This window comes from Amycolatopsis sp. MtRt-6 (genome assembly GCF_017308975.1).
GTDB lineage: Bacteria > Actinomycetota > Actinomycetes > Mycobacteriales > Pseudonocardiaceae > Amycolatopsis.
Window position 1 is genome coordinate 100,498 of record NZ_JADWPD010000003.1, and the last position, 11,390, is coordinate 111,887.

Below are 11,390 nucleotides of genomic sequence, written 5' to 3' on the forward strand. Positions count from 1 at the left end.
CGGCGGCGGAACCGCCCCCGAGGTTATCGACCGGAGGTCGCGTCCGGCTCGTGCTCGGACCGTACGGACGCGAACGCTGCCCAAACGGCCCCAATGTGGCCTTGGTTGCGCTCAACGCACCGAAGGCCACCTTGGGTGCGTCCAACGCACCGAAGGCCACATTGGGGCGCTCTGGTCACTCCGCCGCGATCGCCGCCCGGGCCGCCGCCGCGCGGTCTGCGTACGCGCCCACCAGCTGCTCCTCCGCGTCGTCGAGGTACTTCATCAGCAGCTGCTCCGCGCCCGGGCCGTCGCCGGCCTCGACGCGGTCGAGGATTTCGTGGTTGCGCGGCAGGTAGCGCTCGTGGAAGCGCCGCGGCTCGGCCATGATGTGGAACACCAGCCGCAGCTCGGCGGTCAGCCTGCCGACCAGCTCGTTCACCCGCTCGCTGCCGGACAGCGCGGCCAGCTCCTGGTGGAACCAGACGTTCGCAGTGCCCAGGTCCTTCCAGTTGCCGGTGCGGGCGGCCTCGTCGCCGATGTCGACCTTCTCCTTGATCCGCGCGAAGGTCGCCGGCTTGGCCGTCACCCCGCGGACCGCCGCGCACTCGATGATCTTGCGCACCCGGTAGATGTCGACGACGTCCTCGACGCTCGGGATGCGGACGAAGACCCCTCGGTTGAGCTCGTGGGCGAGCAGCCGCTCGTGCGTGAGCAGCCGGAACGCCTCGCGCAGCGTGTTGCGGGAGACGCCGAGCGCGTTGCCGATGTCGTGCTCCGACAGCCGGCCGCCGGGCAGGAAGAACCCCTCCGCGATGCGGTTGCGGAGGACGCCGGCGACCCGCTCGGCCGTGCTCTTGCGCGTGACCAGGCCGCGATCGGCTTCGAGGCCCGTGACGCCGCTGTCTTCGATGACCACGTCATCGATGGTACTCGCCACGCAGAGGACGATCTAATTGCCGTCTTGTGGAATTGTTCAACAATCTCTACCGTGTGAGGCACGACACGATGAGAGACACTGGCCAGGAGGTGCCCATGACTGCCACAGCCACTACCGAGGCCCGGCCGTTCGACTGGTTCCGCACACTCGGCAAACGTGGCCGCCGCGCCTTCGCCGGCGCGTTCGGCGGGTACGGCCTGGACTCGTTCGACTACCAGACCCTGCCGCTCGGCCTGGCCGCGATCACCGCGTACTTCGGCATTTCGAGCGGTGAAGCCGGCCTGCTCGGCACGACGACGCTGGTCGTGTCGGCCATCGGCGGTGTCGGGGCCGGCATCCTCGCCGACCGGATCGGCCGCGTGCGCACCCTGCAGATCACCATCGCGATGTACACGATCTTCACCGTGCTCTGCGGCTTCGCGCCCAACTTCGAGACGCTGCTGGTCTTCCGCGCCCTGCAGGGCCTGGGCTTCGGCGGCGAGTGGGCGGCCGGCGCGGCGCTGGTCGCCGAGTACTCGCAGGCCAAGTACCGCGGCCGGACCGTGGCCTTCGTGCAGAGCGCGTGGGCGGTCGGCTGGGGTCTCTCGGTGATCGTCTACACCGTCGTCTTCAGCTTCGCGAGCGACGACGTCGCCTGGCGGATCATGTTCTGGACCGGCATCATCCCGGCGGTGCTCGTGCTGTGGGTCCGCCGCAGCGTGCAGGACGCCCCGCGCGCGGAAGAGCGCCGGACCGCCGTGCGCTCCCGGGGCTCACTGGTCAAGATCTTCCAGGGCGGCCTGCTGCGCACGACGTTCTTCGCCTCGCTGCTGGCCACCGGCGTCCAGGGCGGCTACTACGCGATCAACACCTGGCTGCCGTCCTACCTGAAGAAGACGCGTGAGCTGACCGTGATCGGCACCGGCGGCTACCTCGTCTTCCTCATCACCGGCGCCTTCGTCGGGTACGTCTGCGGCGGCTACCTGACCGACCTGCTGGGCCGCAAGAAGACCTTCATGACGTTCGCGGTCCTCTCCGCCGTGCTGATCGTCGCGTACACGCAGATCCCCAAGGGCGCCAACGGCCTCGTGCTGGTGCTCGGCTTCCCGCTCGGCTTCTCGATGTCCGCGATCTTCAGCGGCTTCGGCGCGTTCCTCGCCGAGCTGTACCCGACGGCGCTGCGCGGCACCGGACAGGGCTTCACGTACAACTTCGGCCGCGCGGTCGGCGCGATCTTCCCGACCATCGTCGGCTTCCTCGGCGCGGGCGGCGCGATCGTGTTCGGCGCGATCGGCTACGGCATCGCGGTCCTGGCCTTGCTCGGGCTGCCGGAAACCCGCGGTATCGAACTCGTGGACTGAGGGGGCGAGATGACGACCTTCGACGAACCGGCCACCTACACGCCGGCGCAGGCCCGTGCGGCGTTCCGCACCGGCACCGCCCACCCCACGACCGGCTGGGCCAACGGCTTCACCCAGACCAACCTGATCGCCGTGCCCGAGGACTGGGCCTACGACGTCCTGCTGTTCTGCACCCGCAACCCGCAGGCGTGCCCGCTGCTCGACGTCACCGACCCCGGCGATCCGGCCACCCGCCTCGCCGAGGGCGCCGACCTGCGCACCGACCTGCCGCGTTACCGCATCTGGCAGAACGGCGTCCTGGCCGGCGAGGTGTCGGACGCGACCGGCCTGTGGCGCAGCGACATGGTCGCCTTTTCGATCGGCTGCAGCTTCACGTTCGAGACGGCGCTGGCCGCCGAGGGCGTCCCGCTGCGGCACGTCGACCAGGGCCGCAACGTCGCCATGTACGTGACGAACCGGCCGTGCGAACCCGCCGGGCGGCTCTTCGGGCCGATGGTGGTCTCGATGCGGCAGATCCCGGAGGACCGCGTCGCCGACGCCATCCGGATCACCCGCGCGATGCCCGCCGTGCACGGCGCCCCGGTGCACGTCGGCGACCCGGGCGCGCTGGGCATCGACGACCTGTCCCGGCCGGACTTCGGCGACCCGGTGGCCGCCGAACCCGGTGACGTCCCGGTGTTCTGGGCCTGCGGGGTCACGCCGCAGGCGGCGCTGATGGCGTCGCGGCCTCCCTTTGCGATCACCCACGCACCGGGGTACATGTTCATCACCGATCGGTACGACAGCGAATACCGGGTGGACTGAAATGGATCTGAACAGCGATCTCGGCGAGGGCTTCGGCGCCTGGAAGATGGGCGACGACGAAGCCATGCTCGACATCGTGACCAGCGCGAACATCGCGTGCGGCTTCCACGCCGGCGACCCGTCGGTGATGCGGCGGGTGTGCGAGCTGGCGGCCGGACGCGGTGTCGCGATCGGCGCGCACGTCGGCTACCACGACCTGGCCGGCTTCGGCAGGCGTGCGCTCGCCATCGCGCCGGACGATCTGGCGAACGAAGTGCTTTACCAGATCGGCGCGCTCGACGCGTTCGCCCGCGCGGCGGGCAGCCGCGTGACCTACGTGAAGCCGCACGGCGCGTTGTACAACACCGCGGCGGTGGACGCCGAGCAGGCGGCGGCGATCGTCGACGGCCTGCGCCGCTACGACCCCGCGCTCGCGCTGCTCTGCCTGCCGGATTCGGAAATGCAGCGGGAGGCGGAGAAAGCGGGCGTCGTCGCGTACGCGGAGGCGTTCGCCGACCGCGCGTACACCGCCGAAGGCCGGCTCGTCTCGCGCAAGCAGCCGGGTGCTGTCCTGCACGACGCCGCGGCGGTGGCCGAGCGGGCGGTGGCGATGGCCACCGGCGGCGGCGTCGTGACGGCCGACGGCAGCAAGCTCGACCTGCGGCCGGATTCCCTGTGCGTGCACGGGGACACCCCGGGCGCGGTCGAGCTGGCCCGCCGGATCCGCGACGGCCTGACCGCGGCGGACGTCCCCCTCAACGCGTTCACCGGATGACCGTCCGGCTCCTGCCGTGCGGCCGGCGCGCGTTGCTCGTGGAAGTCGACGACGTCCTGGGCTTCCAGGCGGCGTTGTCCCGCCTCGATCCGGACGGCGTCGAAGAGCTGGTCCCGGCGGCCCGGACCCTGCTGGTGCGGTACGACCCGGCGGTGACGAACGCGGAACGGCTGGGCGCGTTGCTGCGTCAGGTGTCCCCTGTGGACAGTGCACCGGCCGAGGCGGGCGAGGTGGTGATCCCGGTGGTGTACGACGGCGAAGACCTCGCCGACGTCGCCGCGGAGACGGGGTCGAGCGTGGCGGCGCTGGTCTCGCGGCACACCGCGGGGACGTACGTCTCGGCGTTCTGCGGGTTCGCCCCCGGGTTCGCCTACCTCACCGGATCGGACCCCGCGCTGCACGTGTCCCGCCGGTCTTCGCCGCGCACGCGGATACCGGCGGGCTCGGTGGCGATCGCCGGCGAGTACAGCGCGGTCTACCCGAGCGCGTCACCGGGTGGCTGGCGGTTGCTGGGCCGGACGGACGTGCCGGTGTGGGACGTCGAGCGCGACCCGCCGAACCTGCTGCCGCCGGGCACCCGGGTCCGGTTCACGGCGGTGCGGCCGTGAAGCTCGAAGTGGTGCGGCCCGGGTTCGCGACGACGGTGCAGGACCTCGGCCGCCCGGGCCACGCGGCCCTCGGCGTCGGCCGGTCCGGCGCGGCCGACCGCGGGTCGTTCCGGCTGGCCAACCGGCTGGTCGGAAACCCTGCCGGAGCCGCGGCGCTGGAGGTCACGCTCGGCGGGCTGGTGCTACGCGCGTCGGGCGTGACCACGGTGGCGGTCACCGGCGCTTCGTGCCCGCTTTCGAAGGGCGGCCTCAACGGGCCGATCACGTTGTGGCCCGGGGAGGAGCTGGCGTTGGGCACAGCGGTGTCGGGGTTGCGGTGTTACGTCGCGGTGCGCGGCGGGATCGACGTGCCACCGGTGCTCGGCTCCCGCGCGACGGACACGCTCGGCAAGCTGGGCCCGCCGCCGGTGACGGCCGGGATGCTGCTGCCGATCGGCCCGGCTCCGAGTGCTTTTCCCACGGTGGACCTCGCGCCCCGGGCGGCGTTGCCCGCGGAGCCGGTGTTGCGCGTGACGCCGGGACCGCGCCGCGACTGGTTCACCGCACCGGACGACCTGCTGTCCGCTGTGTACACGGTGTCCCCGGACTCGGACCGCGTCGGCATCCGGCTGACCGGGCCGGCACTGGCTCGCGCGCGGCACGGCGAGCTGCCGTCGGAGGCGTGCGTGCCGGGCTCGCTGCAGGTACCACCGTCGGGCCGGCCGATCCTGTTCCACACCGACCACCCGACGACGGGTGGTTACCCGGTGATCGCGGTCGTCGAGGAGGAAGACCTCGACCTGGCGGCCCAGCTGCGGCCGGGCCAGACAGTGCGCTTCCGGCCGGCGTCCTAGCTTCCCTCCAGCGTCGGGGGGGGGGGGGGGGGGGGGGGGGCCCCCCCCCCCCCCCCCCCCCCCCCCCCCCCCCGGGGGGGGCGCGGCCGGCGGGTCTGGCCCGCCGGCCCCCCACGACCACCAGCCAGGCGACGTTGGTGACCGCGATCGCGAGCCACGCCACCCAGGCCGCGCCCGGGGCCAGCCAGGTGGTGGCGACCCCCAGTGCCACCGTCACCACCACCGGCCACGCGCGCCGCGGCCGGCGCGGCCGCGAATCCGCAAGATCGGCGAGGTAGGCGTCCATGGCCTCCGCGACCTGGTCGTCGATCTCGTCGCGCAGCCGCGCGTCGAGCTCAGACATGCGCCGGCACCGGCCGCGGCACGGCCACCGCCAGGCAGGCCAGCGCCAGCGGCACCTCCAGACCGGCCATGAGCAGCGAAAACACGACGTCGTCACCGGCCGTCACGACGTCGAACCAGGCGTCGGCCAGCAGCAGCGTCGCGGTGGCCGTGGCGACCAGCGGCGTCCGCGCGTCGCCCCGGCCCAGCAGCCAGGCCGTGAGCAGCAGGCCGACGGCTTCCGCCGCGTCGAAGCCCGTCCAGGCCAGGCGCCAGTGCTGCGCCGCCACGACGTCCGGCAGCGTCGTCCCCAGTACCGCGATCCACGGCAGCAGGCCCAGCCCCGCCGCCCAGAACAGCTTCTTCATGGCAACCCCCGATCTCCCGGCCCACGGTAGCCGATTGCAGAGATTCTTTGCAAACAGTCTCTGTAGTACGCTCGCGGCATGGTCGAACGCCCCGAAAAACGCGTGCTCACCGGCCCGGACCTCAAGGCCTTCTCCAAAGCACTGGCCAACCCGGTCCGCCGCGACATCCTCAACTACCTGGGCAAACACGGCGAAGCGAACTCGACGAGCGTCGCGAAGGCCCTCGGTGAGAGCACCGGGACGACCAGCTACCACCTCCGCAAGCTCGCCGACCTGGAGCTGATCGAAGAGCTCACCGAACGCGGAGACGGCCGCGAACGCTGGTGGAAGTCGCAGTCCAAGGACATCCACACCCCACCCGGCCTCGACCTGGCGCCCGACGAGCGCGAAGCGATGCTCAAGCTCGGCGCGCTCAAGCTGAGTCACGACCTGGGCCTGGTCACGCGGGCGTACGCGGGCTATGACAGCTCGGAGGGCTGGAACCGGATCGAACGCGCCGGGCTGCACCTGACGAAGGAGCAGCTCACGTCCTTCGTCGAGGAGTACCAGAACCTGCTGTGGAAGTACGCCACCGAGCCGGGGCAGCACCCGGAAGGCTCGCGGGCGGTGGCCGTCCGGTTCATCGTGGTGCCGGAGGAAGAGGAGTCCACAGAGGACTAGAAGCCGGACACCCGCAGCGTGATGTTCAGCCGCCCGTCGAGGCCCAGTGCCGGGTCCGCCGTGCCCGGCAGCGTCTTCGGCACGCCGTGGTAGGCGAGCCGGGACGGGCCGCCGAACACGAACACGTCTCCTGAGCACAGCTCGACGTCGGTGTACGGCCGGCCGCGGGTTTCGGTGTTGCCGAAGCGGAACACGCACGCGTTGCCGAGGCTGAACGACACGACCGGCTCGAGGCTGCGCTCGTCCTTGTCCTGGTGCAGTCCCATTTTCGCGGTGGCGTCGTAGAAGTTGACCAGCGCGATGTCCGGCGCGTACGTCTCCGCCGGCTCGCCGTACGCGGCCGCCAGCGCGCGGCGGCCGAGGTCGCCGAGCCAGTCCGGGAACGGCAGCACCGGCGTTCCGTCGCCGGTCGTGCGCGAGTAGCCGTACGGGTACCAGTGCCAGCCGAGGCAGACCGACCGCACCGACATCACGCCGCCGTTGGGCAGCCTCGTGTGGCGGTAGCCGGTCCAGCCGCGGCAGGCCGTGACCAGTTCGCGCTGCTCGTCGAAGCCGACCCAGCCGGGCAGGTGCACCGCCCCGGGCGCGAGCTCGGCGCGCGGGCGCGGCAGGAGGGCGTCCATCACCTCGATTGTGCCGGAGACCCCCGACGCACACGTTCCGTCATCATGGAGGGCACCGCGCGATGACCGCGGAACGTGACGTCCGCGGTGGTGAACAGCCGCAGAAACCGCCCGAACGGACCAACGGGACGTCCCTGCGGCCGCATCCCCTCGCCCTGGGCCACCATGGATTCGACGTTCTCACACCTGAATGTCACAAACCAGCGAGGATCAGCTACGAACCGGTCTCTTGACCGCGGTGCCGCCGATCAGTCACGGAAAGTCACCACGGTGACGCCCGCCTGCGCCGGCACGGGGTCGTTCATCGCGGCCAGCGCCGCCGGGACGTCGTCGAGCCCGATCCGCCTGCCGATCAGCGCGGCGAGGTCGATGCCCGCGGTCTCGACGACGCGCAGCAGCTCCGGGTACTCGTGGGCCTGGAGCCCGTGGATCCCGACCAGCTCCAGCTCGCCGCCGACGACCCGGTGCATCGGGATCGGCGCGAGGCCCTGCGCGGGCGGCATGAGCCCGGCTTGGACGTGCCGGCCGCGCTTGCGGAGGCTGCCGACCGACGCCGCGCAGGTCGACGGCGAGCCGAGGCAGTCGAGCGAGACGTGCGTGCCACCGCCGGTCAGCTCGCGCACGTGCGCGGCGACGGCTTCCGCGCCGTCGAACCCCGAAGAATCCACCGTGACGGCGGCACCCGACTTCGCGGCGAGCCGCAGGGCCGCCGTCGAGACGTCAACGGCGACGACCTTCGCGCCGGCCGCGACGGCCAGCAGCACCGCGGAGATCCCGACGCCACCGCAGCCGTACACCGAGACCCACTGGCCCGCGGTGACGCGCCCCTGCCGCAGCACCGCGCGGAACGCCGTCCCGAACCGGCAGCCGAGGGCGGCGGCCTCGGCTGCGCCGAGCGAGTCCGGCAACGCGACCAGGTTCGTCTCGGCGTGCTCGATGGCGACGCGCTCGGCGAACGACCCCCAGTGCGTGGCGCCCGGCTGGAACTCGCGGTCGCAGATCTGCTGGTCGCCGCGGGCGCACTGGGCGCACGTCCCGCAGGCGCAGACGAAGGGAACGGTGACGCGGGCGCCGAGCTCCCACCCGCGGACGCCCTCGCCGAGCGCGACGACCCGGCCGGCGAGCTCGTGCCCGGCGACGTGCGGCAGCGTGACGGCGGCGTCGTGCCCCTGCCAGGTGTGCCAGTCGCTGCGGCACACCCCGGTGGCGTCGACCTCGATCACCGCACCGCCCGGCGCGGCGACCGGCTCCGGCACGTCCCGCACGACGGGCGGGACGCAGAACTCCTCCATCACGACAGCTCGCATGGCGCGAGCCTAGTTGTCGCTCAACTGAGCGCGTGGAACCTCGTTCTCACCCGCGGCGGACCGAGCAGTTTGCTGAGCGAGCCGTCAGGCACGTTCAGGATGTCCTCGAGATTCCGCAGGGCCTCCAACGATTCCGGCCGCTCGGGCCGGCACCGTCCTGATTGCCAGTGGCTGAGGGTGGCCAGGCTGACCGTGGTTCCCCTGCCGCGCAAGCGATAGCGGATCCGCTCGAGGCCGAGGCCGCGGGCCCGGATCGCCGCCCGCAGGGCCACGTCGAACGGTCCGGCCGCCAGCAGCCGGCTCAGCTCCGCCTGTTCCCCCCGGTCGATGGTGCGTGTTCGCTGACCGGTCATCACAACGCTCCGAAGCACTCCCGTTTACAGAACATTGGAGCGTAGGCGCCGGTTCGCAAGATCGGAAGGGCCCTCACCCACCTGCCTTGCGCACCGCGCCGGCGATCGCGGCGAACGGTTCCGCGTAGCCGGAGTTGATCGTCACGTAGGAAATCCCCCACCGTTCCCGCCACCGGAGAAGGGTTTCCGCCGCCGCGCCGGGCTCCTCGGGCAGCACGGTCACGGCACCCCCGGCGACGAGTTCGGGCACGTCGACCTTGGCAAAGCGCGCGATCACGGGCGACGGTTCGCTGCCGACGGCCATCAGGTTCAGTCCGAGTTCGATCTCCGGCAGCCGCGGCCCGGCGAGCTCTCGGAATCGATCCACAATGGACTCGGCTGCGGCCTCGGTGGTCCGCGGCGGCCAGCTGAAGGTGATGGTGTCGGCTTCTTGCGCGGCGAGCGCCAGCATTTTCGGCCCACCGCCGGCGAGCACCAGCCGCGGCCGGTCCGGCTCGCGCTTGAGGTGCGTGATGGTGGCGGCCATCCGTGTGATGCGCTCACCCGGTGCGGGGAACTCCCGGCCGAGCTGCTTCGCGTGGGCGTCCGCCCCGGGCCGCCCGACGCCGAGCCCGAGCTCGAACCGCCCGCGGGTCTGCCGGTGCAGGGTCTGCGCCTGCCAGCCGAGGGCTTCGGCGTCGCGGAAGGGGTCGGCGAGCACGAAGGTGCCGATCGTGAGGTCGATGGTGACCGCGGCGGCGGCCCCCAGCAGGACGAAGGGGTCGGCGGTGCCGACGGGATCGGTGACGAGCAAGGTGTCGAAGCCGAGCTCCTCGACCCGCTCGGCCTGGGCGGTCCAGGAGGTGAGGTCGGGCGAGTGGCCGGCGACGATACCGAAGCGGAAGGGTTTCATGCGGCTGATGCTCGTGGGCGGCGGCCTGTCACCGCATCCGCTCCACGACGTCACTCGCGCGTACGTCGCTCAGCGCAGGGTGACCGACAGCGCCTGCGCGATCTCCTTGCCGATGGCGTGCGTGGCGGCGTCCGGCGGCGAGCCCACCTTCACCACCATCGGTCCCCCGAACGGCTGGCGCTCCACCACCTCGATGCGTTCGCCCAGGTTGATCGCGTGTTCCGTGAGGTACCGCAGCAGCTCCGGGTCGGTGTCCCAGACCCGGACGATCTCGCCCACCGCGCCCGGCGGGAGGTCGTCGAGGATGCGGACCGGCAGCTCCTCCACGCTGCCGTCGGGCGCCGGGATCGGGTCTCCGTGGGGGTCGCGGACCGGGTTGCCGAGCTTCGCCGCGATGCGCTCGACCAGCCTGTCGGACACCGCGTGCTCCAGTGCGTCCGCCTCCGCGTGGACCTCGTCCCACGTGTAGCCGAGCTCCGAAACCAGGTACGTCTCGATCAGCCGGTGGCGCCGGAGCACCGAACGGGCCAGCAGCCTGCCGTCGGCCGTCAGCTCGATGCCGCGGTACGGCGCGTGGGTGACCAGACCCAGCTGGGACAGCTTCGTGACCATCCCCGACGCCGAGGACGGGCTGACCTCCAGCCGGCCGGCGAGCGACGCGTTGGTGACCGCTTCACCCCGCTCGACCAGCCCGTAGATCACCCGGACGTAGTCCTCGACGGACGAGGACCTCCGGACCGAACCATCTCCCATACCGCATACGATACGGGGCGGGTTCTTTCTCGTGAAAGTTCACGGCCGCCAGCGGTAGCGGATCCACCCCGGCACCGGCTCGGCGCCCAGCTGCGCGTAGAACGCCGAACCCTTTTCGTTGCCCTCCTGCATGTCCCACTCGACGCGGCCGGTCGTGCGGTTGCGCAGCTCGTCGAGCAGCTCGCCGCCGAGCCCGTGGCGGCGGTACGCCGGGCGGACGAACAGGTCGTCCAGCCAGATCCCCGGCCGGGCCTCCCACGTGGAGAAGTTCCAGTTGCAGAAGGCGAAGCCGGCCACCGTGCCGGGCTCGCCGGGCGGGGTCGCGATCAGCACCCACGCCTTCGGGTCCGGCCCGAAGAGGTGCCCGCTCATCTCGGCGCGGTCCAGCTTGAGGTCGTGGTTGTCCTCGTAGACGGCGTGCTCCTCGATGAGCGCGCAGATTTCCTCGATGTCTTCGAAGACGGCGTCGCGGACGGGCATCTCGCCTCCCGTTTTTGTCGGTGGTGGTCGTTACTGTCGGGCTCGGAGGTGGTCGATGTCACCAGAGGAGAAGTTCGAGGACCTGGTCGACGAGTTCACCGGACGTCCGGGCATCACGCCACCCGGCACGACCGGCGGGTTCGGGCGCACGGCGCTGCGCGCGCACGGCCGGATTTTCGCGATGTTCGTCCGCGGCCAGCTCGTGCTCAAGCTGCCCAGGAGCCGGGTGGACGAACTGGTCGAGGGCAGCCACGGCGTGCGCTTCGACGCCAACAAGGGCACGCCGATGAAGGAATGGCTGGCGCTGGACCCGGGGTCGCCACACCCCTGGGCCGCGCTGGCCGAGGAAGCACTCGAATTCGTGGGGAGGTGAGT

The 11,390-nt window shown here is 71.7% G+C and carries 15 protein-coding genes; 7 read left to right on the plus strand and 8 right to left on the minus strand.

Annotated features, from left to right (window positions below):
* Window positions 1-175: 175 nt before the first annotated feature.
* Window positions 176-898 (minus strand): GntR family transcriptional regulator, encoded by a 723-nt coding sequence (locus I4Q55_RS06660; RefSeq protein WP_206785140.1) that lies wholly within the window; start codon window positions 896-898, stop codon window positions 176-178.
* A gap of 116 nt (window positions 899-1,014) precedes the next feature.
* Between I4Q55_RS06660 and I4Q55_RS06665 the strand changes: the two genes are divergently transcribed.
* Genes I4Q55_RS06665 through I4Q55_RS06685 form a run of 5 tightly spaced genes read left to right on the plus strand, consistent with a single transcriptional unit; the run spans window position 1,015 to window position 5,258 of the window.
* Complete coding sequence (locus I4Q55_RS06665) at window positions 1,015-2,259, plus strand: MFS transporter (protein WP_206785141.1); 1,245 nt, start codon at window positions 1,015-1,017, stop codon at window positions 2,257-2,259.
* 9 nt (window positions 2,260-2,268) lie between these two features.
* Entirely contained in the window at window positions 2,269-3,063 is a 795-nt protein-coding gene (locus I4Q55_RS06670) for a putative hydro-lyase (RefSeq protein ID WP_206785142.1), read from the plus strand.
* Window position 3,064: 1 nt separating this feature from the next.
* Window positions 3,065-3,817, plus strand: a complete 753-nt coding sequence (locus I4Q55_RS06675; RefSeq protein ID WP_206785143.1) for a LamB/YcsF family protein — start codon at window positions 3,065-3,067, stop codon at window positions 3,815-3,817.
* Window positions 3,814-4,425 (plus strand): allophanate hydrolase subunit 1, encoded by a 612-nt coding sequence (locus I4Q55_RS06680; RefSeq protein WP_206785144.1) that lies wholly within the window; start codon window positions 3,814-3,816, stop codon window positions 4,423-4,425. Before I4Q55_RS06675 ends, I4Q55_RS06680 begins: the two co-directional genes overlap by 4 nt.
* Window positions 4,422-5,258, plus strand: coding sequence for a biotin-dependent carboxyltransferase family protein (locus I4Q55_RS06685; protein ID WP_206785145.1), 837 nt, complete (start codon window positions 4,422-4,424; stop codon window positions 5,256-5,258). Before I4Q55_RS06680 ends, I4Q55_RS06685 begins: the two co-directional genes overlap by 4 nt.
* A 335-nt stretch (window positions 5,259-5,593) precedes the next feature.
* Here the strand turns inward: I4Q55_RS06685 and I4Q55_RS06690 are convergent, their stop codons facing one another.
* Window positions 5,594-5,947, minus strand: coding sequence for a hypothetical protein (locus I4Q55_RS06690; RefSeq protein WP_206785146.1), 354 nt, complete (start codon window positions 5,945-5,947; stop codon window positions 5,594-5,596).
* Window positions 5,948-6,025: 78 nt separating this feature from the next.
* Between I4Q55_RS06690 and I4Q55_RS06695 the strand changes: the two genes are divergently transcribed.
* Window positions 6,026-6,607: a transcriptional regulator gene (locus I4Q55_RS06695; RefSeq protein ID WP_206785147.1), complete on the plus strand. Its 582-nt coding sequence runs from the start codon at window positions 6,026-6,028 to the stop codon at window positions 6,605-6,607.
* On the opposite strand, the gene I4Q55_RS06700 is transcribed toward I4Q55_RS06695, so the two are convergent.
* From I4Q55_RS06700 to I4Q55_RS06725, 6 genes are all read right to left on the minus strand, one after another.
* Window positions 6,604-7,230 carry an alpha-ketoglutarate-dependent dioxygenase AlkB gene (locus tag I4Q55_RS06700; protein ID WP_206785148.1) on the minus strand — a complete coding sequence of 209 codons (627 nt, stop codon included), beginning with the start codon at window positions 7,228-7,230 and terminating at the stop codon, window positions 6,604-6,606. The genes I4Q55_RS06695 and I4Q55_RS06700 overlap by 4 nt on opposite strands.
* Before the next feature lie 248 nt (window positions 7,231-7,478).
* Window positions 7,479-8,537, minus strand: coding sequence for a zinc-binding dehydrogenase (locus I4Q55_RS06705; RefSeq protein WP_206785149.1), 1,059 nt, complete (start codon window positions 8,535-8,537; stop codon window positions 7,479-7,481).
* A gap of 20 nt (window positions 8,538-8,557) precedes the next feature.
* Window positions 8,558-8,890 carry a transcriptional regulator gene (locus I4Q55_RS06710; RefSeq protein WP_206785150.1) on the minus strand — a complete coding sequence of 111 codons (333 nt, stop codon included), beginning with the start codon at window positions 8,888-8,890 and terminating at the stop codon, window positions 8,558-8,560.
* Window positions 8,891-8,963: 73 nt separating this feature from the next.
* Window positions 8,964-9,782 carry an LLM class flavin-dependent oxidoreductase gene (locus I4Q55_RS06715; protein ID WP_206785151.1) on the minus strand — a complete coding sequence of 273 codons (819 nt, stop codon included), beginning with the start codon at window positions 9,780-9,782 and terminating at the stop codon, window positions 8,964-8,966.
* Between the two features lie 69 nt (window positions 9,783-9,851).
* Complete coding sequence (locus I4Q55_RS06720; RefSeq protein WP_086839591.1) at window positions 9,852-10,535, minus strand: metal-dependent transcriptional regulator; 684 nt, start codon at window positions 10,533-10,535, stop codon at window positions 9,852-9,854.
* Between the two features lie 39 nt (window positions 10,536-10,574).
* Window positions 10,575-11,015 carry a GNAT family N-acetyltransferase gene (locus I4Q55_RS06725; protein WP_206785152.1) on the minus strand — a complete coding sequence of 147 codons (441 nt, stop codon included), beginning with the start codon at window positions 11,013-11,015 and terminating at the stop codon, window positions 10,575-10,577.
* Window positions 11,016-11,070: 55 nt separating this feature from the next.
* Between I4Q55_RS06725 and I4Q55_RS06730 the strand changes: the two genes are divergently transcribed.
* Window positions 11,071-11,388: a hypothetical protein gene (locus I4Q55_RS06730; RefSeq protein ID WP_206785153.1), complete on the plus strand. Its 318-nt coding sequence runs from the start codon at window positions 11,071-11,073 to the stop codon at window positions 11,386-11,388.
* The last annotated feature ends 2 nt before the right edge of the window (window positions 11,389-11,390 follow it).

Bases quoted from the DNA above. Each gene is read 5' to 3' on its own strand.
- I4Q55_RS06665 (WP_206785141.1), top strand. From the start codon at position 1,015: ATGACTGCCACAGCCACTACCGAGGCCCGGCCGTTCGACTGGTTCCGC.
- I4Q55_RS06670 (WP_206785142.1), top strand. From the start codon at position 2,269: ATGACGACCTTCGACGAACCGGCCACCTACACGCCGGCGCAGGCCCGT.
- I4Q55_RS06675 (WP_206785143.1), top strand. From the start codon at position 3,065: ATGGATCTGAACAGCGATCTCGGCGAGGGCTTCGGCGCCTGGAAGATG.
- I4Q55_RS06680 (WP_206785144.1), top strand. From the start codon at position 3,814: ATGACCGTCCGGCTCCTGCCGTGCGGCCGGCGCGCGTTGCTCGTGGAA.
- I4Q55_RS06690 (WP_206785146.1), bottom strand. From the start codon at position 5,947: ATGAAGAAGCTGTTCTGGGCGGCGGGGCTGGGCCTGCTGCCGTGGATC.
- I4Q55_RS06695 (WP_206785147.1), top strand. From the start codon at position 6,026: ATGGTCGAACGCCCCGAAAAACGCGTGCTCACCGGCCCGGACCTCAAG.
- I4Q55_RS06700 (WP_206785148.1), bottom strand. From the start codon at position 7,230: ATGGACGCCCTCCTGCCGCGCCCGCGCGCCGAGCTCGCGCCCGGGGCG.
- I4Q55_RS06705 (WP_206785149.1), bottom strand. From the start codon at position 8,537: ATGCGAGCTGTCGTGATGGAGGAGTTCTGCGTCCCGCCCGTCGTGCGG.
- I4Q55_RS06710 (WP_206785150.1), bottom strand. From the start codon at position 8,890: ATGACCGGTCAGCGAACACGCACCATCGACCGGGGGGAACAGGCGGAG.
- I4Q55_RS06715 (WP_206785151.1), bottom strand. From the start codon at position 9,782: ATGAAACCCTTCCGCTTCGGTATCGTCGCCGGCCACTCGCCCGACCTC.
- I4Q55_RS06720 (WP_086839591.1), bottom strand. From the start codon at position 10,535: ATGGGAGATGGTTCGGTCCGGAGGTCCTCGTCCGTCGAGGACTACGTC.
- I4Q55_RS06725 (WP_206785152.1), bottom strand. From the start codon at position 11,015: ATGCCCGTCCGCGACGCCGTCTTCGAAGACATCGAGGAAATCTGCGCG.
- I4Q55_RS06730 (WP_206785153.1), top strand. From the start codon at position 11,071: ATGTCACCAGAGGAGAAGTTCGAGGACCTGGTCGACGAGTTCACCGGA.